Source organism: Pedobacter sp. GSP4, assembly GCF_051857575.1.
GTDB lineage: Bacteria > Bacteroidota > Bacteroidia > Sphingobacteriales > Sphingobacteriaceae > Pedobacter.
On the sequence record NZ_JBPZIR010000007.1, the window covers coordinates 127,645 to 153,946 of the forward strand.

Here is a 26,302-nt window from a genome sequence, read left to right on the forward strand (position 1 = left end):
TTACTGAAATGAAAAAGAAAATATTAATAATGGGGATTATTGCAGGTATGTTCATGCTAAATTCTTGTAAAAAAGTTCTTAACGCAGAACCGCTTGATAAAGTGAGCGAGGAACTGGTTTGGAGTTCTAAGGCCAATGCCGAAACATTTATCTACGGTACCTATTCAATCATGAATAATTTAACAATCGGAACAGATCCTGGTGCGGACCTTCGAACATCCAATATTTTAGCAACAGATGGAACTGCAAGAAGTGCCTTTCCGGTTTTTAGCGAAAGTGTTACCAATGCAGCTGATTTTGGTTTCGACAATTGGGCTGCTATCCGTCGCTGCAATTTGATCATTAAAAGAGTAGCCACTTCAACCGGGATAACTGACGAAGATAAAAAATCGCTGATTGCTGAAGGTAAGTTTTTAAGGGCAATGTCTTATTTTGATGTTGCCCGCAAATTTGGCCGTATTGTTTGGATAGATAAGGTGCTGACTGAAAATGATGATCTTAAACTTCCTACAGTTGCCACACCAACAGATAGTTATAATTATATCGTTAAAGATCTGGAAGATGCTGTGGCTGATCTGCCAGCAACCAAATTGGCAGGGAGAGCAAATAAATATGTTGCTGCGGCATTTTTAACAGAAGTTTGTTTGCAGGCCCTGGCCTATAAAAACTATCCGGCCGCGGCAAATGTAAATCCGAATGATCCCCTGCTCGATGAAGTGATTGCCAGCACGCAGACCGTAATTTCGGGAGGTTATGCCTTAGAAACAGATTATGAGGGAATGTTCAATGAAACAAAAAGCACCTCGCCAGAAATCATTTATGCAATTTATAAAAAAGCCATAAATAATATTGTTCAAAATACACCCATACAAAGGGCTTTGCCAAATATGTCAAATGATAAGGTAAAGAAATTTGATGGAAGCCCCTTATTTATTAAACCTGTTGCCTTTGAAGTGTGGCCCGAATATTTCCCCGCTCAAAACCTTACCGATGATTATTTGACTATTGATAAATCTGATCCAACAAAAGCATTGCCATGGAATCAAACATCGCAGTACCTGGGGGCTGTAGATGAAAGTGTAAATGTACGTAGCGCTTATGCCAGAACTGGTTTCCCCAATGATAAAGTGCCTTCAGGAGGAAATGAAGCTGTTGTAAAGCAAGGTAGGATTAAGGCCGGGAGCCAAGAGACTTTCTGGACATTGACAAATGAAAACCGTGATGCCAGATGGCGAGCTTCCATCATAAGCGATTCGACACGTTTTGCGAGTGAGCTTTTTACAACCAATGTTAAGGGCAACGCAAACAGATGGATTAGCGTTAACGGTGGCGATTGGGGCGCAAGTGTAACCAATATGTATTTCCGCAAGGGCATGTATACCAACATTTCGCCAAGTTTTTTAAATTCTGTTGCTACCGATTACCATAGCGTATGTATGCGTTTAGGACGGGTATATTTAAACCTGGCCGAAGCCTATTTACTTAAAGGCGATTTGAATAATGCATTGATTAACCTTAACAAAACAAGAGTAGTACATGGGCAACTTCCTTCATCAAAAGCAACAGATATGGCACAGGCGTGGAAAGATTATAAAAGAGAAAGAAGGGTTGAGCTAACAGAAGAAAATGATTACTACTATAGTTTATTGAGATGGGGTAGATATGGCGGCAACGCTAATGATGGTGTAACGCCGGGAGGAACTATTGCTAACCTCACAGAACCAATAAGGGTTATGGATGTATCCAAAGACCGCAAATCTTTTCAAATCGTAACCGGCGCATTTAACTTTGCTTATGATCAGCGTCAGTTTAATTTCTCGAGGCGCTATTTGCAACCAATTCAACAAAGCTTAATCGATAATAACCCAAAATTCGGACCTCAAAATCCAGGATGGTAAACAATATTTTAATAGTTATGAAAAGAAAATTAGAGTTAGCAATCGCATGTATCGTATTGCTGCTGGGTACCGGTCTATCTTCCTGCATTAAAAAAGACCTTCCTGAATTCGCATCCTTTGATGCCAACGAAATTACATTGGTTAATGCCGAATATCGCTTTAATGGTTCGGCAACTATGAATGGGCAGCCCATTGTGGCCTACCAGAAATTAAATGTAACCCAAACAGTTGATAAAGCAAATGCAACGATTAACCTAGCCATATCAGTACCTGCAGCCAGTGGCCAGTTTACGGCTGCCGAAAAAGCAAAGGTTGCACAAAGCAATTTGTGGTTTTACCTGAATATTTCTACCGCAGCAACCGTTTCGCCCACTGGTGGTACGCCAGCACTTGGCGACCCTACAGATGCAACGAAAGCACTAAAATATGTGGTAACGGCAGCAAATGGAACAAGTAGGGTATGGACCATTAATATCACCTCATTTACAAATAATTAGTGTAGGTGATAAGAACAAAAGGCTGTGTCATAAGTGTGGAATTGTCATTCTGACGCTGTCGAATGACATGATTAGCGGCTTTGCAAAGCATTTTAGTTACTCGTTCCGGTTTATCAGGAAGCTGATGAGACAGCCTTTTGTTGCCGAATTAATTAAGATCGGCATAAATAAAAACAACATGAAGAATAGAAATTTAATACTTGTTATACTTATCCTGGCTTTCAACCATAGCGTTCTGGCGCAGCGGTCAAATCAATTAAAACTATGGTATACCGAGCCAGCTGCCAAGTCAGAAGAAGCACTTCCAATAGGTAATGGCATGTTGGGCGCTATGGTTTATGGAGGAATCGAAACAGAAAAAATATCATTGAACGAAGCTTCGCTTTGGAGTGGAGGCCCTATTGATGCCAGTAAAATCAATCCAGATGCCAAAAAATACCTGCCCCTGGTCCGCAAAACCCTTTTTGGAGAAAATTATAAAAAGGCAGATTCACTGATGCGGTTTATGCAGGGCCCTTATTCCGAATCTTACGCACCGCTGGGCAACCTTTACTTTAATTTTGCGCATAAGGGTAATGCTGTAAATTATAAACGGGAGTTGGATATTCAAAATGCAATTACAAGGGTTAGTTACACCATAAATGGTACAAACTATACCCGCCAAACATTTGCCTCATATCCCGATCACGTAATTGTAATTAAATTTACCGCCGAAGGAAAAGATAAATTAAATTTTACCTGCAATTTTAATAGCTTATTAAGGGCAAACAGCAGTGCAAACTTTAATTCTTTGCAATTGAAAGGTTGGGCACCTGTTCATGCCGAACCGAATTACAGAAAAGTAGCGCCGGCAATTATTTACGATTTAAAAAACGGGATGCGCTTTTGTGCTGTACTTAAGGTGCTTAGCACAGATGGGCAAAAATCGACAACTGACACAACTTTAAGGATCAATAATGCCAATAACGTTGTACTCGTGCTAGCTATGGCTACAAGTTATAACGGTTACGATAAAAATCCAGGTACAGCGGGTAAAGACGAAAAAGCCTTAACCCAATCTTATTTAAAAAAAACTTCAGCAAAAACATTTGCAGCGCTACAGGCATTGCATGTAAAAGATTATAGAAAGTATTTTGATCGTGTAAGCATTAACTTGGGCAAACCAAATGATGAAAATGAAACTACCGGAAACCGTTTAATCCATTTTAAAAAAGGAAAAGAGGATAGCGGTCTTTTTGCTCTTTTTTATCAGTACAGCAGGTACTTGCTTATCAGTTCATCTAGGCCCGGAGGCTTGGCCACAAACCTGCAGGGCTTATGGAACGAACAACTCCGCCCGGGTTGGAGCAGTAACTATACCGTTAACATTAACACCCAAATGAACTATTGGGGGGTAGAAGCCGCAAATCTTACAGAGTTGCACAAACCTTTGTTTGATTTAATTGGTAAAGTTGCTAAATCAGGACAAGCAACGGCGAAAAATTATTACAACACCGGGGGATGGGCCTGCCACCATAACACCGATATTTGGGCAATGTCTAACCCAGTTGGTGCAGGAGAAGGCAATCCCTGCTGGGCAAATTGGCCAATGGGGGGAGTTTGGCTATCTACTCACCTGTGGGAACACTACACCTTTACCCAGGATAAACTTTTTCTTAAAGAGCAAGGTTATCCACTAATAAAAGGGGCTGTAAGGTTTTGCCTTGGTTTTTTAATCCAGGATAAAAATGGTTACCTGATCACCGCTCCATCTACATCGCCAGAAAATACATTTCTTACTGCCGAAAATTATCCTGGAGAAACATCTTATGGCGGTACCGCAGATTTAGCAATGATTCGGGAATTATTTGTAGGATACCTAAACTCTGCTAGAGTGCTCAATATCGACCTGGCCATGCAAAAAGAGGTAAAAGAAGCATTGTCCAAACTTTATCCATATCACATCGGTAAGAAAGGAAACTTACAGGAATGGTACCATGACTGGAATGATAAGGATCCAAGGCATAACCATTTATCTCATTTGTTTGGGCTATACCCAGGTTATAATATTACTTCTTCTAAAGATACACTATTGGCAAATGCAATCAGAAATACCCTACATAACCGCACCAATATAGCTGCTGGCTGGGGCAGTAGCTGGCGCGCCAATGCATGGGCAAGGCTTCAAGATGGACAACAAGCTTATGATGCACTGAAAAATGTAATTGCACTAAGAAGCTATCCAAATCTGCTCGGTCATGGGTACCAGCTCGATGCCAATTTTGGAAGTGGGGCAGCCATTTCAGAAATGCTGGTTCAAAGCCATCAAGGGTACATAGAACTTTTACCAGCCTTACCGGTAGCGTGGCCCGATGGACAAATTACAGGAATAGTGGCCAGGGGAGGATTCGTTATTGATATGGAATGGAAAAAGGGAAAATTGGTAAATGCGAAAGTATTTTCCCGTTTTGGTGGCGTATGTAAGATAAAGAACGGCACAGATATAAAAACAATAAATACGCAAGCTAAAAAGCGCTATACAATTACTTTTAATTTGATATAAGTAACGATACTGATTTAGCATACCAAAGATTGCTTATTCAAACCTTAAAAAGCCTATTCCTTAAGCCAAAACTTTGTTAGGCTGACACATTCCTATAGAAAAAAAATGAAAAAATATACATTAATTTTAACAGTCTTATTAACCTTTTCTCTTTTCGTCCGCGGTCAGATTTATCAAATTGATATAGGTAATTCCCCAAAAGCTATAACAGCTATAAAAATGTCGGGAATAAACCCCTCAGGCACCCGCTTAGGTGTAAACAATCAATACTTCACTAAAAACAATCAGCCCTGGTTTCCTTTAATGGGAGAACTGCATTATAACCGTGTGCGACCTGAAGAATGGGAAACAGAAATTTTAAAGATGAAAAGTGGCGGTTTATCTATTGTGGCAACCTACATTTTCTGGAATGAGCACGAAAGGGAGAAAGGGGTATGGGACTGGACAGGCAATCGCGATCTTCATCAATTTATCCTACTTTGCCAGAAACACGGCCTATATGTATGGCTGCGGATTGGGCCTTGGAGCCATGGCGAGCAGTTAAATGGCGGCTTTCCCGATTGGATACAACGCCTAAAAGGCCATCGCAGCAATGATCCCGAATATGTAAAAGAATCCGAGAAATTGTTTAACCAGATTGGACAGCAGGCCAAAGGCTTGTTTTTTGCTGATGGAGGACCGATTATCGGCGTTCAGTTAGAAAATGAATATGCCAGCGGACAAGCTGAACACATTAGCACGTTGAAAGCAATGGCTCAAAAAGCACAAATTAATCCGGTTTATTGGACTGTAACGGCCAATACCGTATTCGATGACGGCAAAATGGAGGTAGTACCTTTACAAGGTGCTTATGCTTACAGAGGATGGGAAAAGGCCGGTGGTGTAGCCACAAAAGATTTTTTGTATGGTAACGATCAATGGATCATGACGGATGCCCTGGGCAAAGTTTATTACGATGTAAATAAGTTTCCCAGAGGATTATGCGAACAGGGAGGCGGAAGCCAGATGACCTACCGTAACCGTTTTGTAGTAGAGCCAGCGGTAATCACAGCGCATTTGCAGAACCAGATAGGCCGTGGAATGAACCTTATTGGATATTACATGTTTCATGGCGGTACACAAACACCTGGATTAAAAGAGCCTGGCCATCCCGAAAGTTACGATTTTCAGGCGCCTATTGATGAATTTGGTTTGCTGCGCCCTTCGTACAAGCAACTTAAGGTATTGCATACTTTTATTAACGATTTTGGCAACGAATTAGCGCCAATGCAGGTTTACGAACCAAAAAATCCGGTTCGCGATGAAAAGAACACCAAGGATTTAAGGTATATCGCACGGGCTAGCGGCAACAGCGGCTTTTTGTTTTTGGGTAATACGCAGGTGCGCATCACCATGCCCAACAAAACGGTTTCAATGCAAGTTAACCTGCCCAATGAAACCATTCATTTTCCTTCAATGCTGTTGAAGGGACAAACCACAGCCATTTTACCTTTCAATTTAAAAGCCGGTTCGGTTTTAATTAAGTATGTTACTGCACAGCCCTTTGCTAAATTGGTGAATGGTAAAAATATTACCCTGTTCTTTAAACGTTTGAATAGCGTAAACCCTCAGTTGGCGCTTGATAGCCGAACATTAAAAAATAAAGATGTCGCTGGCTGGAAAGTTGGTCAAAACGGTAATCAGTTACAATTGGTTGCCGGTAGCCGAGCCGATTGCAGTTTTACAGATGTGAGCGGTAAGCACATAAAAATAGTATTTATTACCGCTGAGCAGGCTGAAAATGCATGGCGCACTCAATTGAAGGGGCAAGATGCGCTTTTAATTACACCGGCAGATGTTATCATGCAAAAAGATCAGATTAACCTAAAGCAATTAAATAAACCTGTGTTTGATATGATGGTGTACCCCAAAGGCTTACATGCTTTAAATACTGGCGCCGTAAAGGCTACCGATACACTTTTCGATATCTATAAATGGCAGTCTGGTGCTTATGAACCACAAATAGCCATAAAATACCCTGCAGCTACAATTGCTGAAGTTATTTTGAACCCTGATTTACCTAAAAATGTAACTAATGTGATCTTAAATGTAAATTATTTGGGAGATGCCTGCAATCTGGTTCAGCGAGGGGCTGTTAAAACGGATAACTTGTATAATGGCCAAACCTGGCAAATCGGCCTCAACAGGTTTTGTAAAGCAGGGAGCTTTAGCCTGAATTTAAAAGATTGGGACGATAAAACAACTGGCGTACCAACCGATCTGGTGCAGGAAATTAAGGCCAAAGGAACTAGATTTATTTCAGTTAAAGCTGTTCCGCAGTACCAAACTATTATAAATTTGAAAAAATAACCGGATATCTCCGCTTTGAACGATAAAAGATGAAGAACCTGCTTTTTTGCTTAGCTAAAGCTATACAATAATCATATACAATGAAAAGATATATTATCCTCTTGCTCTGTTGCATGGGCTATCAGCTTTATGCCCAAACCGTTGATGTTACCCAATTTGGTGCCATGCCCAATAGTTTTGCCGATGCCACTGCCAGTGTGCAAAAAGCAATAGAAACAGCAAAGGGGAAACCCAACACAGTATTGAATTTTCCGAAGGGGAGATACGATTTCTGGCCCGACAGTGCTGTAGAAACCTATTATTATATTTCAAACAGCTCGTCGGAAGTAGAATTTCCGTTAAAAAAACAGAGGGTGGGTTTATATCTCAAAGATTTAGAAAACCTAACGTTAGAAGGCAATGGCTCTGTTTTCGTGTTCCACGGCAAAATGATTACCTGGGTAATCGATGGCAGCGAAAATATCCGTATTCAGAATCTTTCAGTTAATTACGAACGGCCAGGGATGTCGGAAATGACCTTGCAGGAAATGACCCCAACATCTGTTACGGCAAGAGTGCATCCCGATAGTAAGTTCGCCATTATTAACGGCCAACTGGAGTGGTATGGCGAAAAATGGATAACCAAAAACCATCATGCCGTGTTGGTGAGGCCAGCTGCTGGTACTTTATTTTACAGCAACTGGGATGTTTTTGCCAAAAGTAGGGCCGAGCAGATTGCACCAGGCACAGTGAAGTTTACTGGCAATTTTTCTGGGTTTAAAGCCCAACCGGGCGATGTGCTCACTGTTAGAGACCGTTACCGCGATTATGTAGGTGCCTTTAACAACAGGTCTAAAAATATCAGTTTGCAAAACATCAATATGTATTCCATGCATGGCTTAGGCATCGTATCGCAATTTTGCGAAAACCTGAACTACGATAATGTTGCAGTGGCACCAGAGCCAGGGAGTGGCCGTGTAATAGCCTCGTCGGCAGATGGAATGCACTTTTCGGGTTGCAAAGGGCAGATTACGCTTAATAATTGCCGGTATAACGGCATGCACGATGACCCGGTTAATGTGCATGGAATCCATTTAAAAGTAAGTGAAATTGTATCGCCAAATACCTTAAAACTGAAATTTATGCACCACCAAACGTATGGCTTTAATGCCTTTATACCTGGCGATACCGTTGCTTATGTACACAGTGCCGCCCTGCAGATTTTTGCACAGGGCATAGTTAAAACTGCTAAATTAATTTCAGAACGGGAAATGCTGGTCGCGTTCGAAAAGCCTTTTCCAGCAACCTTAAAAGTGGGCGATGCTTTAGAAAATGTGACTTGGACACCTTCAGTAAAAATTACCAATTGCAGGTTCGAAGGCACCATTTCTCGCGGAACCTTAATCACCACGCGGCGCAAAGTGCTTATCGAAAATAACGTGTACTACCGAACGGGGATGCACGCTATCCTGATCGAAAATGATGCCATGGGCTGGTACGAATCGGGGCCTGTAACTGATGTAACCATCCGTAACAATCAGTTTATAGAATGTGGTTTTAATAGTGCGCCAAATAATTATGCCATCAAGATTAATCCCGAAAACAGTGAGTTTGTGAAAAATTATTATGTACATCGAAATATTACTATCGAGAACAATGTCTTTAAACTATATGACTACCCCTTATTATCAGCCAAAAGCACCAATGGTTTAAAGTTTAATCACAATAGGATAGAAAAATCTTCCTTTATGCCTGTTGGAAAACTTCGTGCTGCATTTAACTTTTTAGGCTGTACAAATGTTCAGCTCATAGGAAATCAGTTTGGTACAGAAAAACCTGAAATACTGCTGAAAGAAATGGTTAAAGCCGACATCAAATCCGATATTAAGTAGCAAAGAGCGAGCGCGGATAACTTGTCGGCTCAGAAAAAAATGAGATTTTACTGCGCTTCAATAAATTATTCAAAAAAATATCCTTTTAACATGATAAGAACCATAAGCAAAAATACATTCGGTAAATATGAAAATTGAGGCAGTTTTACTTTTGCCATTGGCCTAAATTTGTGAACAACCAAATAATGTATCCCATGAAAAAAAGCATGTTAACCCTTATTTTTTGTGCAATAGTTCTCTTTGTCCATGCGCAGAAAAATATTTTTCCTGTGGCCTCTACACAACCCAATAAAGCACAAAAAGAGCAAATAGCCCGTAAATATGGTATGTTTATGCATTTTGGCATCAATACTTTTGTTGATGAGGAGTGGACGGATGGATCAATACCGGCAGCGAAATACAATCCGCCAGCAGTTGATGCTGAACAGTGGATAAAAGGTGCAAAAGATGCCGGAATGAAGTATGTGATTTTAATTACCAAACACCATGATGGCTTTAGTTTATGGGACAGTAAGTACACAACTTACGATGTAGCCAGCTCAGGTAACAAAACAAATGTAGTTGAAGCTGTGGCAAAAGCCTGCAAAAAGTATAACGTAGGACTTGGCTTGTATTATTCGCTATGGGACAGGCATGAAAACGGGGCGGTTAAAAATGAGCAGCTGGATAAAGCCTATAACACTTTTCTGATTAACCAGCTACATGAACTATTGGCTATTGCCAAAAAGGAAAAAGTAAAAATAGTGGAGTTTTGGTTTGATGGCGGCTGGGTAAAAGCCAATACGCGTTGGCCGGTGCAGGATATATACAATACCATTAAAAAACAGCAGCCCGATTGTCAGATAGGTATAAACTGGTCTATTGGCGCTCCCGGCAAGCCCGATGCCCATAATGTACATCCTTACGAACAGAAAGATGGCTACCCGATAAGATATTTTCCAAGTGATTTTAGACTGGGAGATCCGCATTTGCCGGTTAATCCCGATCCGAAAATTTTCAGCCACGATGGAAAAAATTATTATATGCCCTGGGAAAGTACCATTTGCTTATCTGGGAAATGGTTTTACAATACTAAAGACCAGGATTATAAATCGGCCGACGAACTTTATAAAACTTATAAAATTGCTACAGCACAGGATAATATCTTGATTATCAATTGCCCGCCAACAACCGAAGGTAGGTTAAGAGAAAAGGATTTGGAAATATTAAAGCAGTTGAAAGTGCACATTGATGCTGGTAAATAATTTCTACAATTCATAAACCAGTCATCACCTTAAAAAGAAAGCCTGATCAATCACATGATCAGGCTTTTTTTATGTATGATTAGACTCGATATCCTACAGTTTGCTGTAAAAAATCGATTAGAAGTGTTGTTTTATTTGGAGGTTTAATTTTCTTTCAATTTGTTTACTTTATTTTTCGTTAGTGTTAAGCTTAGTTTTGTCTTTATTTATGTTTAATTAGTTGTTTTTTAGTATTTTGTGTTGGTGTTAGATTAGTGTGTTTTTATCTTTTGTGTTAATGATTAATTAATATTGTGTTTATATATATTGCATAATATTGTTTTTAATTTGTAAATTGAAACTAAATTAAACATTTTGTAAGTATTTGATCTGTTAAAAATAAATAAACGGGTTAAAAAAAGAATCACAAACATGATGAGAAAATTCTACAACAACTACGGCGGCTCAATTGGCGCTGGGTTTCCTGGCGCAGATGCTGTCGGGCAGTTCGAAACAAAATCAACCTTGGGCAAAAGGCTCGTAGCAACCGGCTTAATCTTTTCGGTTCTCTTTGCAGGCTGTAAAAAAGAACAAGTGGTTGCCGATGAAACCAAGCTTACCGTGAACAGGCAAAGTGTTGCTAACCAGGCTTTAGCAGAAGATGAATATTTCCAGATGGCAGTTATCCCTGATACCCAGTATTACATGTCTGAAGATAGCCATGATGGTAAGTATTACATGTTCCAGGATCAGATTACCTGGATCAGAGCCAACAAAACCACCTCTAAAATAAGCTATGTTGCCCATGTTGGCGATATTGTTGATGATGGAGAAACCGACCTGAACCAATGGGTAAAGGCAAAAAATGAAATCTACAAGCTCGAAACCGATAACATTCCCTATGGTTTAGCTGTTGGTAACCACGATCAGACACCTTTTGGCGATGCCGGTCAGGGGGCTACCAATAACGGTTATGGCGCTTATTTTGGTAAAAGCCATTTTACAGGTAAATCATGGTATGGTGGTGCTTATGGCAGTTCGGATAACAACGATAACCACTATGATAAATTTACCGCTAACGGCGTAAATTATTTAGTGCTTTACATCGAATTTAATGAGCCTGGCTACACAACAGATAGTGATCCAACGGTTCGTTACCGTGCCGATATTACGACCGATGTTTCGGCTTGGGCAAACGGCATATTGGCTACTTATCCTACCTATAAGGCAATTATTGTTAGCCATAGTATTTTAAAACCGAGTACTTCTGGTAATCACCAGGATTATAATGCTGCAACTAATAATGCTGCTGGTGCATTTACCCCACAAGGTCAACAGATTTACGATCTGATTGCCAAAAACAATGCAAACGTATTTTTAATGCTCTGCGGACATAAAACCGGAGAAGGTTTCTTGAAAACCAATTACAACGGCCATATTATTAAAACTTATCTGGCCGATTTCCAGGGCAGACCAGCTGGCGGTAACGGAAATATGCGTTTAATGAAATTCAACAAAACCCAACAAACCTTAGGGGTAAGAACCTTTGCGCCAAAATCAGGTCCGAATATTCTTGAAACTGATGCAGATAGCGAGTTCAGCGACGGATTGTACAATTAATTTCTTATAAAATTTCTGGCCTGTTGACGGAGTGCAATGGGCCAGACTTTGACCTATTCTTTATGAAAATTAAATACTTATACCTGTTCGTAATCCTGTTTCTGTTTTCGTGTAGCCGTGTTAAGCAAGGAGAAGGCAATATGACTTATCAGTTAGTAGAGGACAGGGCAGGAACAGAAATGCGCGACTTCTGTTTTTTTACCGCTACCTATAAAGTGGAGAATGAGCAGGGGAAATTATTAAAATCAACAGGCGAATTTGATTCGAGGCCTGCTTTCATGTATAAAAACCAGCCGGTATTTAAAGGCGATTTAAATAGTGCAGTAGCTCATTTGAGTGAAGGGGACAGTGCAATTGTAAAAATAAGTGTCGATAGTTTAAAACGCTATCAAGGTTATCAGCCAGCCAAAGGCGATAAATCAAAATACCTTACCTATAAGATCAGGATCAATAAAGTAGTGGCAAGGGATGGCGCAAAGGATGAAGTTTTCGGGAACCGGATTGAGCAGCTGAGAGCGGCAGAAATTGAGCATCAAGGGCAGCTCGAGCCACAAAAAATCAGCCGCTTTATGCAGGAGAAAAAAATGGACTTACAAGCAACGCCTACAGGTTTGTTATTGCCGAAAAATATGGATCCGACTGTAAAAAGTCATCCAGGCGATACCGTGAAGGTAAATTATATCATCAGTTCGCTTGATAACCAGATTTTCGAAACCAATAACGAAGCCATTGCAAAAAAGGCAGGTATCTACCATCCAAAAAGGTCGTATGCGCCATTGGCGGTAGGTATAGAAAAAAATCCCGTTTCTGGATTTAGGGAAGCTGTAATGCTGATTCCAAAAGGATCAAAAGCCACGGTAATTATCCCTTCTAAGCTGGCTTACGGCGTAAGTGGTACAAAGGCAATTCCTTCTTATACACCACTCATATGCCGATTTGAGATTGTGCAATAAAATAAACCAATATAAACTAATAAACATATTATGAAGATCAAAGTATCAAGCTTTTATATCAAAAGCAGGTGGCAGCTCATTTTCTGCTGCTTGTTTTTTTTAAGTAGCTATGCCTTTGCCCAGAATACGGTAACCGGAACGGTGAAAGGGCAAAAGGGCGAAACCCTGCCAGGGGTAAGCGTAAAAGCAAAATCTGGAAAAAAAATAACCTCAACTGATGTAAATGGTAAGTTTTCTATCGATATAGAAAATCTAAACGAAACCTTGATTTTTACATTTGTTGGTTACGAGCAGCAAGAAAAGGCCCTTCAGGGCAGTGCGAACCTTTCAGTTGTGCTTAAAGAAGAGAGCCAGGCCTTATCAGAAGTGGTAGTGGTTGGTTTTGGTACGCAGAAAAAGGTTAACCTTACGGGTGCTGTTTCTGTTATTTCTTCAAAAGATCTCTCATTGCGGCCAGTGGGGCAAACTACTGCGGCTTTGCAGGGTTTAGCGCCGGGCGTAACTGTGGTTCAAAGTTCTGGCCGCCCCGGTGGCGATGCCGGAACAATCCGCATTAGGGGAATTGGTACACTTAACGATGCCAATCCTTTGGTGCTGATCGATAACGTAGAGGGTTCTATCAACAACCTCGATCCAAGCTTAATTGAGTCTGTATCTGTTCTTAAAGATGCTGCATCCGCTGCTATTTATGGATCGCGTGCGGCAAATGGGGTAATTTTGGTTACCACCAAAAGAGCAAAAGACGATAGGTTGACCGTAAACTATACACCTTATGCCGGCTTTCAGCAGTTAACCAATCTGCCCGATCTGGTTAATGCAGTAGATCATATGACTTTGCTTAACCTGGCCTATACCAATACAGGCAGGGCGCCATTGTTCAGTAACACCGTAATCGAAAATACACGAAATGGAGTTAATCCAGATCTCTATCCCAATACCGATTGGCAGAAAGAAGTACTTACAGGTTCAGGTTTTATGCAAAACCATGTGGTAACGGTAAATGGCGGTGGCGGTAAAGTCCGTTTTTTAACCTCTTTGGGCTATTTTGATCAAAAGGGACTATTGGAAGTTTCGCGGTTTAAGCGCTATACTTTAAGAAACAATGCTGATGTAAAATTTTCTGATAAATTGAGCATGAGCCTCGATATTCAGCTCATTAACAGGGTTACTACCGAACCGGGCCGTGGTACAGCATCGGTATTTAACCAGATGAACCGCATTGCCCCAACTTTTGTGGGCATATTTAGCAATGGCAATTATGGCGAAGGCTCAAATGGGAACAATCCAATTGCTTACAGCCGACCAGAAGGTGGTTTGGCGCGCACCGTTAGCCCGGGTTTGCAGCTTAACTCTACCTTAAGCTACAAGCCTTTAAAATGGTTGCAGGCCGATTTAACCGTTGCGCCAAGGTACGACCAGACCGACGATAATACTTTTATTACTGCCATGAAAACCTACAAGGCTGATGGCTCTGTAGCTTTTACCTCGCCGGCTTTAGCTTCTTTAGAGGTAGGTAACAGCAGGAGTTTTTACAACAATATCCGTGGTTTATTAACCGCCAGTCATACTTTTAATAAACATGGTCTAAAACTTTTGATAGGTGCCTCACGCGAGGATTACCGTAACGATAACCTTTCTGCATCGCGTACCACTTTTATTTTTCCGCAGTATCCAGTGCTTAACACTGGTTCTTCGGCAACCCAGTTAAACAGCGGTACCGCATCAGAGTGGGCACTTCAATCGGTATACAGCAGGTTAAACTATAATTTTGATGAGCGTTACCTGCTCGAAATCAATGGCCGTTACGATGGTTCATCGCGTTTTGCAGAAGGCCGCCGTTACGGATTTTTTCCCTCTGTTTCAGCAGGTTGGCGCGTATCAGAAGAAGCTTTTTTCAAACCGCTAAAGTCAACCATTTCCGAAATGAAGTTCAGGGCATCGTGGGGTGAGCTGGGTAACCAGAATATTGGTACTTATCCGGCAGTGTCGCTTATCGAATTGGGCGCTTACTCGATGGGTAACCAGATTTATACTGTGGGCGCCTTAAACCAGATGGCCAATAACAACATTACCTGGGAAACTACAGAAATGAAGAATATCGGTCTGGATATGACACTTTTCTCCAAACTGAACATCACTTTCGATTATTACCAAAGGTTAACCAAAGGGATTTTGTACGATTTAGATGTGCCACTGATCATTGGTCAGGAAAAACCCTTTCAAAATGCCGGTGTGGTGCGTAACAATGGATGGGAGTTCGGTTTAAATTATCGGGGCAATATCAATGCCTTAACCTACACCGTTGGGGCAAACCTATCGGATGTGAAAAACAAAGTGCTTGATCTGAAAGGGGTAAGCCGTAGCGGTATTTCAGTAAGCAACGAAGGTTATGCCATTAACTCGCTTTATGGTTTTGAGGCTATCGGCATATTTCAGTCCGACCAGGAAGTTGCCCAGCATGCCACACAGTTTGGTAATGTAAAGGCCGGCGATATTATCTATAAAGACCAAAACGGTGATGGTAAAATTACCGATCTGGATAATGTAATTATCGGAAGCACCATTCCGCGCTATACCTTTGGTTTAAACTTAAATCTGGGTTACAAAGGCTTCGATCTTGGTGTTTTTATGCAGGGTGTTGGTAAAGCAAATGGCTATTTGTATGAACAGTCTGTAATGCCATTTTTCAATGGTGGAACCGTGCACGAGCAGCATAAAGATAACTGGACTCCCGAAAACAGGGATGCTAAGTTTCCGCGTTTGGCATTCGGCGAATCAAACAACGAAAAAACCTCCAGCTTTTGGATGAAAGATGCCTCTTACCTACGCATGAAAAATCTACAGTTGGGCTATAAGTTTTCCCCTCAGCTAGCCAGTTCAATCGGATTGAAAGGATTGAGGGTTTATGCCAATGCCAGTAATCTTTTTACGGTAGATAATTTTTGGCAGGGCTACGATGTTGAAGCGCCGGTGGGTACCGGAAATACCTATCCACAGGTTAAAGTGTACAGTTTTGGTTTAGAAGTTAATTTGTAAGATTATGTTGTATAAAAAAATTATAGCAGGTATAGTAGGCGTGGTATTGCTATCCGTTTCTGCCTGTAAAGAAAATTATCTCGAAAAATATCCATTATCTGGTCCCTCTTCCGTATCGTTTTACAGCAATCAGGATGAGCTGATGATGGGCCTTTATGGTTGTTACCAGCAGTTAAACTACCAGCAGATGAATTATGGGCTGGGTAACCTAAGGGTGCCGTGGCATATTTTTATCGATGCAACTACCGATATCTGCTGGGACCGTACAAATGGTGCCCTTCAGGATTTGGGAAAAGGAAGCATTGATGCCAATAATGGTGTAGTAAAAGTAAAATGGACCGAGGCATACAAAGGTATTGCCCGCTGCAACTTTCTGCTGGATAATATTGATAAGGTAAAAGATAAAGTTTCTGTTGCGCTTTACAATCAAACCAAAGCCGAGGCTAGGTTTATCAGGGCCTTGCATTACCACTACCTCATCACGCTGTTTGGTGGGGTGCCTTTGGTGACCAAGAGCTTAACAACCGAAGAAGCACAGCTTCCAAAAAGCACCAAAGAGCAGGTAGCCGATTTCATCATCAGCGAAATGGATGCGGCATCGAAAGATCTTCCTTTAAACCAGGCGGTAATGAACGATGGCCGTGCAACAAAAGGCGCTGCATTGGCCATTAAGGCCAGAACTGCTTTGTATAACGAAAAATGGGCCATTGCGGCCGAAGCGGCGAAAGCTGTGATGGATCTGGGAAAATATTCGCTTCATGCAAATTTTGGGGAGCTTTTTAAATATGCCGGCGAATCATCCAAAGAGATCATTTTATCGCTCCAGTACATGAAAAATGTGAACACACATACCACGCCAAGGTATTTTTTACCGCGTTTGCCCGGTGGTGTATGCGATAAAGTGCCTTACCAGAGTTTTGTCGATTCGTACGAATGTACCGATGGCTTATCAATCGATAAATCTCCGTTGTACGATCCGAAAAAGCCTTTTCAAAACCGCGATCCCCGCTTAGGTTTTACCGTTGTAGTGCCCGGAAGTACTATTTTTGGCTACCAGTTCGAAACCCACAAGGATAGTTTAAAAATCTGGAACTATAACGTAAATCCAGCTGTGCGGATCGATAATACGGAAGCTACGCATGCTTTTGCCACTTTTACAGGTTATGTTTGGCGCAAATACTGCGATGAGGTAGACCGTACGGATGTGCAGAATTCTGAGCTGAGCATTATCTTGGTACGTTATGCCGAAGTATTGCTTACCTACGCCGAGGCCAAAATAGAACTGGGCGAAATTGATGCCAGCGTTTACGATGCCATTAACCTCGTGCGCCGGAGGCCATCAGTAAATATGCCTGCCATAACCACCGGTAAAACCAAAGAAGAACTCCGCTCTATTGTGCGTAAAGAGCGTAAGTATGAGTTTGCCATGGAAGGTTTGAGGCTTGCCGATATCAGGCGCTGGAAAATTGCAGAGCAGGTATTAACAGGGCCAGTTTACGGACGGATTCCGAAAGGGCTTTTGGCCAATGCACCGGTAATTGATGCCAATGGAACACCCGATTACAGTGGTGTAAGCAACAAAGGCGATATGCGGGTTATTGAAACCAAGATTTTTAACAAAAAGCGAGATTATTTATGGCCTTTTCCGGCTATTGAGGTGCAAACCAATAAAAGTTTGGTGCAAAATCCTGAATATTAAAATATAATTTTATTATCCATCAGTTATGCATTGGTTTTACCCTTGCAGCTGATGGATTTTTTTTGCTAAAATACAAACAGACTCTATTTTAAATGTTTAAGCTATTGGTGTTGTCTGTTAATGCGTAGTCGCATTACCGTAATTTTACCCTTTCTGCGGAGTATCTTAGGAAATGCGGTCTACATTGACAAAATTTGTATGTCTATCAGAACTAAATAAGCTATTGTGCTGTTATACTGTATGATAGGCAGAACAGATTAATTTTTGTAAATGTTTTCAGCAAAATCTTTTCAGGTTCAATAATCTTGCATAAATAACGCTTAAGCCATGATCGAACTCTCTTACACTTTTGAACAGGAATTTTTAGGAAATACCGCATACCAATTAATGCGTGCTGAAATGGATGCGCCATGGTTAGTGCTTTCCGGACCGCATGTAGTAGGGATTATTGATAAAAGTGGCGATAGCTGGGTGCAGATTGCGGGCGAGGCCATACCCAATGCGGCAGTTAAGGGAATGGGCGAGCTTATTGCGAAACAACAGTTTAGCTGGTTGCCAAATTTAATTAAAAAGCAATGGCCAGATGATGTAAAAGAAGTGGTTGTGGAAAATGAAGGTGCTTATAATGTAGTTTGCTACAAAGATATCTGTCCCAAACGCTTTCAGTTAAAATTCACTCCGGGCATTTATGCACTCGCCAAAAGAGAAGCCGAAATCGTTTTTAACGTTTGCCGTTATAATATCGCTGGGCAGTTTAAGGTGATTAAAACGCCTACTGCAGATCGCTACGCTTCCTAAAACCATTTCACCCATTTTAATTTTTTATCTGTTGGTTTTCTATGCTTGAATAGATTTTCAATCACTCGCTCCGCGTACGATAAACTTTTATGCCATACAGTTCTGTAATTGGTAAATTGCCACAACATTTCACGTTTGCTATCATCCTAATACCACATTGTATTAAATAAGTGGCCAAAATAAATCGAAATAAGGTTTTTATTTAGACTAATTCTTGTTAATTTTGGGGCGTTATTCTAATCTTATCATACAAATCATCTTATTAGTATACCCAAACGATGAAAAAACTTATACTAGCCATAACCCTGCTATGGTCTATTTCGGCACAGGCACAAAAAAACAGCCTGCTCGATCAAGCTTTCTGGCAAAGCAAACCAGATGTAAATGCGGTTAAGGCCGAAATTGAAAAAGGAGCAAACCCAGCTCAATTGAACAACAGCAGCTTTGATCCGGTTGTAATGGCCATAAATGCCGATGCTCCTAACGAAACTATCAAATATTTATTGGCCCAGCCTGGAAACGAAGTAACCAAACTTACGCACGATGGCCGTACATATTTACATTGGGCTGCAAACAAAGGAAACGACGAAGTATTAAGCTACCTGCTTTCGAAAGGAATCAATGTTGGCTTAAAAGATAGCCATGGCGTTACTGCGCTAACTTTTGCTGCCGGAAGCGGTCAACAGAATACCAAAATATACGACCTGCTTTTAGCCAAGGGCGTTAATTTAAAAAACGATGTAAACGGAAACGGTGCAAATGCATTGCTTTTGGCCATTGGCAACGATAAAGAACTAAAACTGACTGATTATTTTATTTCGAAGGGACTTGATTTAAAAAGTACAGATGCTGATGGACTGAATGCATTTGGTTACGTTGCCAGAAGCGGTAACATCGAAATCCTTAAATTGCTTATTAAAAAAGGTATTCCTGTAGATCAGGGCGCGTTAATTACTGCCAGCGAAGGCAGCCGCAGGGGTAGCAATGGTATTGAGGTTTACGAATATCTGGAAAGTTTAAAAATTAAACCTACCAATACCAATAAAGAAGGAAGAAACGTTTTGCATGCCTTGGTGCGCAAACCTAAACAGAATGATATTATTGTGCATTTTATTGCAGCTGGAGTAGATGTAAACCAAGCTGATAATGATGGCAATACCGCTTTAATGAATGCTGCTTCGGGCAACCGCGATACAAGTGTGTTTGCGCTGTTGTTGCCAAAGGTGAAAAATATCAATCAGGTAAATAATAAGGGATTGAGTGCTTTGGCCATAGCGGTTAACAGTAATTCGCCGGCTATAGTAGATTATCTGCTATCAAAAGGTGCCGATTTAAAAACGGTTGATAAAGAAGGCAATAACCTGGCTTATTATTTAATCCAATCTTACAGCAGTGCGGAGGCGGGCCGCGGTTTCAATGCTGGTGGACCATCAAAAGCTGAAGAATTTGAAGGTAAACTTAAATTGTTGCAAGCCAAAGGTTTCAACCTGGCTACAGCGCAGAAAAACGGCAATACCTTGTACCATTTAGCCGTTGCCAAAGGCGATTTAGGTTTGGTAAAACGTATACAGGATTTCAAAATTGATGTAAACAGTCCGAACAGAGAAGGAATTACGCCTTTGCACAAGGCAGCAATGATATCAAAAGATGATGTGATGCTAAAATACCTGTTATCTATTGGTGCTAAAAAAGAAGCCAAAACCAGTTTCGATGAGAGTGCTTTTGATTTAGCCAGCGAAAATGAATCGCTAACCAAAGGAAATGTATCACTAAGCTTTTTAAAATAGAATATGAACAACTTAATTAAAATAACACTACTTTTTTGTGCGCTTGCATTTTTTAAGCCTACAGCAACCAACGCACAAAATGCCGCGAAATACAAATGCATGATCCAGATGAAGAGCTACATGGGCGAAGGTGCTTACATCGTTATTTCGTTGGTTGATGCCAAAGGACAGTATAACAAAACGCTTTATGTGCTGGGTTCTGATAAAAAATGGTACAACAGTTTAAAAGAGTGGCATAAATTTTACGCACAGAAACCAACCAATATCAGTGCTGTTACCGGCGCATCGTTAACAGGTGGCGACCGCGGCGTTTCGGTAATCGAAATCGAAAAAGCTAAAATCAATGCCGGTTACAAACTGCGTTTCGAAACTGCGGTTGAAGACAAAGAATATTTCGTTAAAGATCTTGAAATTCCATTAACTACTGAGGCGCTTTCTGCCAAAACCGATGGTACAGGATTTATCAGGTATGTACGTTTTAGCGCGAATTAAAATTCAGTTAAAACTATGACCACTACTGTTTGGAGATACAGCCATTTAACACTGGCTGTATCTTCTTTTCTTTTTCTTTTGCTTGCTTCGGTTACCGGAATTATCCTTTCGGTTGAACCCATTACCCAAAAAGTTAAACCTTATGGTGTTGGCAACCTAGCCAATACAAGCGTTGCAACGGTTATTCCCGTACTTAAAACCAAATACTCCGAAATTACGAGTATAAGTGTAGAGAACGGCCGTTTTGTACAAATTCAGGCCATTAACAATGCCGGCGATGATGTAAAAGCTTATATAGATCCCAAAACTGGCGCTGTACTGGGCACGCCGGGCAAAAAGAATGAATTTTTTCAATGGGTAACCACTTTGCACCGCTCTCTTTTTATGCACGAAACCGGGCGGTTTTTTATTGGACTGACCGCTTTTTTACTGTCGCTGATTGCCGTTTCAGGTATTTTGCTCACCATACAAAGGCAACGGGGGATTCGAAGATTTTTTGCAAAGATACAGAAAGACGGTTTTTCACAGTACTATCATGTTATTTTAGGGCGTTTATTGCTTATCCCAATTTTGGTTATTGCCCTAAGCGGCACCTATTTATCACTCAATACGCTCGGGATTTTAAAAACAGTAAAAAAGGGTGTTGATGTAAATCTGGATGCCATTAAATCAGCTCCGGTAAAAAACATTAAAGACTTTGAGGTTTTTAAGCACATCAGTTTGGCGGAGGTTCAAACGATTGAATTTCCGTTTTCTGAAGATGTGGAAGATTATTTCATACTTACACTGAAAGACCGCGAAATTGCCGTAAATCAGCTTACCGGAGCTATTTTAGCCGAAAACAAGTATCCTTTTACAGTATTGGCTACCAATTTAAGTTTGGATCTCCATACCGGCAGGGCCAACGTGCTGTGGGCAGTGGTATTGGGGATTTCTTCAATCGGGATTTTATTTTTCATTTATTCGGGTTTTGCCATTACCCTAAAAAGAATATCGAAACGTTCTAAAAACAAATATAAAGCTGCAGAATGTGAGTATATTGTTTTAATAGGTTCTGAAAACGGGAGCACACATGGGTATGCCATCGCCCTGCATAAATTACTGCTTAAACAGGGTAAAAAGTCTTACCTCACGGCCTTAAATAATTACGGCATTTATCCTAATGCTAAACAGCTGGTTATTTTTACATCAACCTATGGCTTGGGCGATGCACCATCCAATGCTAGCCGTTTTTTACAGCGGATTAAAGAAAAACCACAGCTGCAGCAGGTTAATTATGCAGTTCTGGGCTTTGGATCAAAGGCATACCCCGATTTTTGTAAATTCGCTTTTGATGTGCATAACGAGCTTTCCAAACAGGAGTGGGCGATTCCTTTGATCGATATCCATACGGTTAACGATAAATCACCTGAGGATCTCTTATTATGGGAGGAAGCATGGTCGCAAAAGAGCGAAGTGGAAGTTAATGGGTTTTTGGAGCAGCAAAAACTAAAGAAAAAACCACTGAAAGATTTTATTGTTCAATCGAATACCGGTACAGCAATAAGCGAAGGTGTTTTTCAGATCAGGTTAAATGCCTTACGCAGTTTAAAAGCCAAATCAGGCGATTTACTGGCCATTTATCCGGCAAATGACCATAGAGAACGGCTTTATTCTATTGGTGTGGTAAATGATGCGATACAGCTCAGCGTGCGCTTGCACCCCGATGGTTTAGGTTCAGGATTTTTACATAAATTGAAAGAGAATGAACCTGTAAAGGCAAGGATTGTTAAAAACCCGCATTTTCATTTCCCTAAAAAAGCACCAAAGGTAATTATGATTTCGAATGGAACAGGTATTGCTCCATTTTTAGGCATGATTAACCAGAATGCAGGAAAAATACCCTGCTATCTTTTCTGCGGTTTTAGAAGTACATTATCTTTTAGCCCTTTTCATGACTTTTTAAATGATATGCGTGCTGAAGCCAAAATTTTTGATTTTAAAATTGCTTACTCAAGAGAAGGTATTAAGCAGTATGTAAGCGATCTGATTAATATTGATACTGATTTTGTAGCCAAAAGTTTGGCTGAATCTGCCGTACTGATGATATGTGGCTCACTTTCTATGCAAAAAGACATTGTAAGGATACTGGAAGAAATCTGTGTCGAAAAAACCGGTAAACCGCTATCTTTTTATCAATCCAGAAATCAGGTATTAACCGATTGTTATTAATATCTTTTTGAGGATTACAAATCCTCAGCACATGAGGTCGCGATTGCAAGTCGCGACCAACCTTAGTGGATGCTGGCGCCGATTTGTAATCGGGGTTATTATAACCGTGGATTTTAAATCCACATTCTTTCTGTAAAATTTTGTTTTTTTGAGGATTACAAATCCTCAGCACATGAGGTCGCGATTGCAAATCGCGACCAACCTTGGTGGATGCTGGCGCCGATTTGTAATCGGGGTCATTATAACCGTGGATTTTAAATCCACATTCTTTCTGTAAAATTTTGTTTTTTTGAGGATTACAAATCCTCAGCACATAAGGTCGCGATTGCAAATCGCGACCAACTTTAGACCAATTATTTAATTTCTTGCCAGGGTATGGGCAGGTAGTTTGATATCTTTCGAAGTAACGATTTGGCCTTGATCGCTGATAATAATGTAGCTGTACTGCGGGTATTTTTTGATCAATTGTTCGCCTGCTGTTTTTCCTAGAACCATGGTGGATGTGCTCAATCCATTAGCCATTTCGGCGCTTGGACCAAACACGGTTACGCTGATGAGGCCTGTGGCTGGATAACCGGTAGCTGGGTTAATGATGTGCGAATACCTTTTGCCCTTGAATTCTACAAATTTCCGGTAACTGCCTGATGTAACCACTGCATTGTTTTTAAGGGGGAGCACTGCCAATAGGGTATCTTCGCGCATGGGGTTGGTAATGCCAATGGTCCAATCTTTCCCATTGGGTTGTTTGCCCCAGGTACTCATATCGCCTGATGCGTTTACAATTCCAGCCTTGATTCCTTTCTCCAGCATCATTTTACGGCATCTATCTGCTGCATAGCCTTCTCCCAATGCACCAAATCCTATTTTCATGCCCTTTAGCTTTAAAAAGATAGTGGAGGCTGATTTGTTTAAAATAATATTGCGGTAACCCACTTTCTCTACCGATTTTTTAATGGCAGCCGCAGTAGGCATCTGTTTCATGGAGCCATCAAACTTCCAGATCCTGTCCATTGCTGCAAAACTGATATCAAAAGCACCATTTGTAGCTTTTGAAAGCGCAATGGCACGTTCGGTCAGTGCAAAAACTTCGGGGTCAACTTTTATCGGCATAATCCCTGCATTCCGGTTTACTTCCGAAACCTGAGAATCATTTTTCCAGTCTGAAATGAGGTTCTCGATGCGGCTGATCTCGGCAATAACCGAATCTATATTGTGCTCGGCAGAAATTGAATCTTGAGCCGAGATGGTAATATCGAAACGCCCGCCCATTAAAAGAGTAGTTCTTTTTCTTACAATTTGTGCATGGGTAGTTAAAACGGAGAGGATTAGGGCTGCCAGAAGTATCTTTTTCATCAATTACAATAATTGGTGTAAATATAGGCTTTAGCGGTAAAAAAGCTGATGAGGGTTGATAAAAGAAAGGGGTTAAGTTTAGATACCCTAATTGTTTAACTTATTTAATTAAAGCATAAAATTAGCTATTGAAAAAATCATCAGTTACGAAAAAGGGCAGAACCATCCGGTATCTGCCCTTAATACTAATTAACTAACTATTTCTATTTATTTCTTGGTTACATCAGGAAACTTTACCTGTATTACGTAAGTACCTTCTAGCTTTAACTGCCAAGACCACCTTGGATTTACCGAGAAAGTACCTAAAGAAGCTGGGAAATTATCCACGGTAACAAACTGACTTGGAATCCTGTAATACATTAAGAAACCCCAGTCGGTTGTTGGCGTTACGTATTTGGTTAACGGGAATGGTGCTACTTCAAAATCGCAGATCATTGCGGTATCGGTTTTAATAACCGGGTTAAATTTGGCATAGTTCTCAAAAATCGGCCTATCGCCCCTTGCAATAATTTCTCCGGCTTTTGGATTAAATGTTCTGCCGTTTTTATCAACCATTTTTAAAATTGCCCTTGCACCATTGTTGGAGATTTTAGTGCAGGTAATAGTTGGGTTCCGCATTGGCGTTGCCGCACCAGTGATATCGTTAAAAGCATTGGCTACGTTATCCGTAATTACAAACAAATCTTCCGTTGAAGGATCTACCACATTAATGGTAGCCAGCTTAGGATAAAGTTTTGTGCCTGTTACGTTGGTCATTTCTACATCAAAAACGTATTTGCCCAAAGGTAGGTTTGCAGATGCCTTGTTAAAGGTTAACTGTCCGCTGCTTTCATTAAAGTACATCGGCAGTCTTTTCTGTGTTTCACGCTTTTTGTTTAACAGGGCCACTGTGGTATCTGTTGTCGCATCGAAAGACATACCGGTTTTAAAAACCACAATATCGTAAGTGGTGTTAAATTCTACCGGGGCCGGACTGCCATCTTCCTTGCGCAGGTTCAGCATTTTAAAGGTATAGGGTGGGGTAGAGCCATCGGCATTCAAGCGGTCTGATTGGTAAAGGATCAGACCACGTTTGGCAAAAAGGTTATTGTCTTTGTAGCGGATGGCATCGCTTTGAAAGCCCTTTTCTATCTTTTTACAGGCAACAATGCTTACCAGCATCATCAAACCTAAAATGTATTTCATTTTCATTATCTAATTATTAGTATTTAACAAATCTTATCAGTATGTTATATAACAGTGCTGATAAACAATTGATTAAATTAATTTCCCAATGGTTGGGCGTTAAAGAATAACCTGTGGTTTCCGTTCAATACATGTACAATTCCGGTACGGGTAATAATGCCCGAGGTTTGGCAATCCACAGCTTTGTCTTTTTGATTATCTGGAATGGCGTTCTGATCAATCTCCTTGTCATCTCTGGTGCCAATCACCTTGGTATAGGTTACATAATCAACATAGCTTACATAGGCACTATAATCAAAGCTTCTTCTAAACTTGATCATATACTGTACGTTTGGAATTGGTCCTAATGCGCTATCGTAGAGCTTACCACCGAGCGTAATCTGGTCGCGGTTTATTTTTCCGGCAAACATGTAGGTCTTTAAAGAATCGCTTAATTCTTTTTGTGGAATGTCTTTAATGCCGAAGTTGAAGTTTTCATTACCTGTTTGGATGGCAATCTGGTTCTTCTTGGCCGAAACATAATCTACAATACCGTAGTTTGTAGTGGCAAAAAAGGTAATGTTGCCGTTTATGGCATCTTTTAGGCCAGCCTTATCAATTACTTTTACCAATGAATCGAATTTAGGGTTTGATTTTAGGTAATCGTAAGTGGTCATATCTACGTAAGCGTTGCTTACTCCACCGTCGTTTTTATAGTCGTCCTTTTTGCACGATGCAAATGCAATCATTACAAGTAGTACCGCGCATATCGTTATATAATTTCTCATGATTCTGTTTTTTGATTGTTG

At 40.7% G+C, this 26,302-nt stretch carries 17 protein-coding genes; 14 read left to right on the forward strand and 3 right to left on the reverse strand.

All coding sequences use genetic code 11. The features are described 5' to 3' along the window. Positions 1–8: 8 nt before the first annotated feature. The 14 genes from ACS5PU_RS17895 (at position 9) to ACS5PU_RS17960 (ending at position 22,976) form a co-directional block, all read left to right on the forward strand. Positions 9–1,898 (forward strand): RagB/SusD family nutrient uptake outer membrane protein, encoded by a 1,890-nt coding sequence (locus ACS5PU_RS17895; RefSeq protein WP_439460528.1) that lies wholly within the window; start codon positions 9–11, stop codon positions 1,896–1,898. 17 nt (positions 1,899–1,915) lie between these two features. Further along, positions 1,916–2,395, forward strand: a complete 480-nt coding sequence (locus ACS5PU_RS17900; protein WP_439460529.1) for a DUF5018-related domain-containing protein — start codon at positions 1,916–1,918, stop codon at positions 2,393–2,395. A 178-nt stretch (positions 2,396–2,573) separates the two neighbouring features. Then, positions 2,574–4,937 (forward strand): glycoside hydrolase family 95 protein, encoded by a 2,364-nt coding sequence (locus ACS5PU_RS17905; protein ID WP_439460530.1) that lies wholly within the window; start codon positions 2,574–2,576, stop codon positions 4,935–4,937. A 219-nt stretch (positions 4,938–5,156) separates the two neighbouring features. Next, positions 5,157–7,286, forward strand: a complete 2,130-nt coding sequence (locus tag ACS5PU_RS17910) for a beta-galactosidase (protein WP_439460531.1) — start codon at positions 5,157–5,159, stop codon at positions 7,284–7,286. An 80-nt stretch (positions 7,287–7,366) separates the two neighbouring features. Next, positions 7,367–9,157: an alpha-1,3-galactosidase-related protein gene (locus ACS5PU_RS17915; RefSeq protein ID WP_439460532.1), complete on the forward strand. Its 1,791-nt coding sequence runs from the start codon at positions 7,367–7,369 to the stop codon at positions 9,155–9,157. 194 nt (positions 9,158–9,351) lie between these two features. Further along, the gene (locus ACS5PU_RS17920) at positions 9,352–10,401 is read left to right on the forward strand and encodes an alpha-L-fucosidase (RefSeq protein ID WP_439460533.1); all 1,050 of its coding nucleotides are present in this window, start codon (positions 9,352–9,354) and stop codon (positions 10,399–10,401) included. A 411-nt stretch (positions 10,402–10,812) separates the two neighbouring features. Then, positions 10,813–12,000 carry a metallophosphoesterase gene (locus ACS5PU_RS17925; RefSeq protein WP_439460534.1) on the forward strand — a complete coding sequence of 396 codons (1,188 nt, stop codon included), beginning with the start codon at positions 10,813–10,815 and terminating at the stop codon, positions 11,998–12,000. 62 nt (positions 12,001–12,062) lie between these two features. Then, the gene (locus ACS5PU_RS17930) at positions 12,063–12,953 is read left to right on the forward strand and encodes an FKBP-type peptidyl-prolyl cis-trans isomerase (RefSeq protein WP_439460535.1); all 891 of its coding nucleotides are present in this window, start codon (positions 12,063–12,065) and stop codon (positions 12,951–12,953) included. Positions 12,954–12,983: 30 nt separating this feature from the next. Beyond that, positions 12,984–15,989 (forward strand): SusC/RagA family TonB-linked outer membrane protein, encoded by a 3,006-nt coding sequence (locus tag ACS5PU_RS17935; protein ID WP_439460536.1) that lies wholly within the window; start codon positions 12,984–12,986, stop codon positions 15,987–15,989. 4 nt (positions 15,990–15,993) lie between these two features. Continuing rightward, on the forward strand, positions 15,994–17,688 hold the full coding sequence (locus ACS5PU_RS17940; RefSeq protein WP_439460537.1) for a RagB/SusD family nutrient uptake outer membrane protein: 1,695 nt from the start codon (positions 15,994–15,996) through the stop codon (positions 17,686–17,688). A 327-nt stretch (positions 17,689–18,015) separates the two neighbouring features. Continuing rightward, positions 18,016–18,486, forward strand: a complete 471-nt coding sequence (locus tag ACS5PU_RS17945; RefSeq protein WP_439460538.1) for a hypothetical protein — start codon at positions 18,016–18,018, stop codon at positions 18,484–18,486. 278 nt (positions 18,487–18,764) lie between these two features. Next, the gene (locus ACS5PU_RS17950; protein ID WP_439460539.1) at positions 18,765–20,273 is read left to right on the forward strand and encodes an ankyrin repeat domain-containing protein; all 1,509 of its coding nucleotides are present in this window, start codon (positions 18,765–18,767) and stop codon (positions 20,271–20,273) included. 3 nt (positions 20,274–20,276) lie between these two features. Then, the gene (locus ACS5PU_RS17955; RefSeq protein ID WP_439460540.1) at positions 20,277–20,765 is read left to right on the forward strand and encodes a DUF2271 domain-containing protein; all 489 of its coding nucleotides are present in this window, start codon (positions 20,277–20,279) and stop codon (positions 20,763–20,765) included. 15 nt (positions 20,766–20,780) lie between these two features. Further along, a complete protein-coding gene (locus tag ACS5PU_RS17960; protein ID WP_439460541.1) occupies positions 20,781–22,976 on the forward strand; it encodes a PepSY domain-containing protein in 2,196 nt (731 codons plus the stop codon). A gap of 357 nt (positions 22,977–23,333) precedes the next feature. Here ACS5PU_RS17960 and ACS5PU_RS17965 read toward each other — a convergent pair whose 3' ends face one another. From ACS5PU_RS17965 to ACS5PU_RS17975, 3 genes are all read right to left on the reverse strand, one after another. Then, the gene (locus ACS5PU_RS17965; RefSeq protein ID WP_439460542.1) at positions 23,334–24,329 is read right to left on the reverse strand and encodes an FAD:protein FMN transferase; all 996 of its coding nucleotides are present in this window, start codon (positions 24,327–24,329) and stop codon (positions 23,334–23,336) included. A gap of 207 nt (positions 24,330–24,536) precedes the next feature. Continuing rightward, entirely contained in the window at positions 24,537–25,514 is a 978-nt protein-coding gene (locus tag ACS5PU_RS17970) for a DUF5007 domain-containing protein (RefSeq protein WP_439460543.1), read from the reverse strand. A gap of 77 nt (positions 25,515–25,591) precedes the next feature. Next, positions 25,592–26,281, reverse strand: a complete 690-nt coding sequence (locus tag ACS5PU_RS17975; protein ID WP_439460544.1) for a hypothetical protein — start codon at positions 26,279–26,281, stop codon at positions 25,592–25,594. Between the last annotated feature and the right edge of the window lie 21 nt (positions 26,282–26,302).

Excerpts from the sequence above, each read along its gene's own strand:
- ACS5PU_RS17920 (WP_439460533.1), top strand. The coding sequence starts at position 9,352 with ATGAAAAAAAGCATGTTAACCCTTATTTTTTGTGCAATAGTTCTCTTT.
- ACS5PU_RS17930 (WP_439460535.1), top strand. The coding sequence starts at position 12,063 with ATGAAAATTAAATACTTATACCTGTTCGTAATCCTGTTTCTGTTTTCG.
- ACS5PU_RS17965 (WP_439460542.1), bottom strand. The coding sequence starts at position 24,329 with ATGAAAAAGATACTTCTGGCAGCCCTAATCCTCTCCGTTTTAACTACC.
- ACS5PU_RS17970 (WP_439460543.1), bottom strand. The coding sequence starts at position 25,514 with ATGAAATACATTTTAGGTTTGATGATGCTGGTAAGCATTGTTGCCTGT.
- ACS5PU_RS17960 (WP_439460541.1), top strand. The coding sequence starts at position 20,781 with ATGACCACTACTGTTTGGAGATACAGCCATTTAACACTGGCTGTATCT.
- ACS5PU_RS17905 (WP_439460530.1), top strand. The coding sequence starts at position 2,574 with ATGAAGAATAGAAATTTAATACTTGTTATACTTATCCTGGCTTTCAAC.
- ACS5PU_RS17925 (WP_439460534.1), top strand. The coding sequence starts at position 10,813 with ATGATGAGAAAATTCTACAACAACTACGGCGGCTCAATTGGCGCTGGG.
- ACS5PU_RS17940 (WP_439460537.1), top strand. The coding sequence starts at position 15,994 with ATGTTGTATAAAAAAATTATAGCAGGTATAGTAGGCGTGGTATTGCTA.
- ACS5PU_RS17895 (WP_439460528.1), top strand. The coding sequence starts at position 9 with ATGAAAAAGAAAATATTAATAATGGGGATTATTGCAGGTATGTTCATG.
- ACS5PU_RS17955 (WP_439460540.1), top strand. The coding sequence starts at position 20,277 with ATGAACAACTTAATTAAAATAACACTACTTTTTTGTGCGCTTGCATTT.
- ACS5PU_RS17950 (WP_439460539.1), top strand. The coding sequence starts at position 18,765 with ATGAAAAAACTTATACTAGCCATAACCCTGCTATGGTCTATTTCGGCA.
- ACS5PU_RS17900 (WP_439460529.1), top strand. The coding sequence starts at position 1,916 with ATGAAAAGAAAATTAGAGTTAGCAATCGCATGTATCGTATTGCTGCTG.
- ACS5PU_RS17935 (WP_439460536.1), top strand. The coding sequence starts at position 12,984 with ATGAAGATCAAAGTATCAAGCTTTTATATCAAAAGCAGGTGGCAGCTC.
- ACS5PU_RS17945 (WP_439460538.1), top strand. The coding sequence starts at position 18,016 with ATGATCGAACTCTCTTACACTTTTGAACAGGAATTTTTAGGAAATACC.
- ACS5PU_RS17910 (WP_439460531.1), top strand. The coding sequence starts at position 5,157 with ATGTCGGGAATAAACCCCTCAGGCACCCGCTTAGGTGTAAACAATCAA.
- ACS5PU_RS17975 (WP_439460544.1), bottom strand. The coding sequence starts at position 26,281 with ATGAGAAATTATATAACGATATGCGCGGTACTACTTGTAATGATTGCA.
- ACS5PU_RS17915 (WP_439460532.1), top strand. The coding sequence starts at position 7,367 with ATGAAAAGATATATTATCCTCTTGCTCTGTTGCATGGGCTATCAGCTT.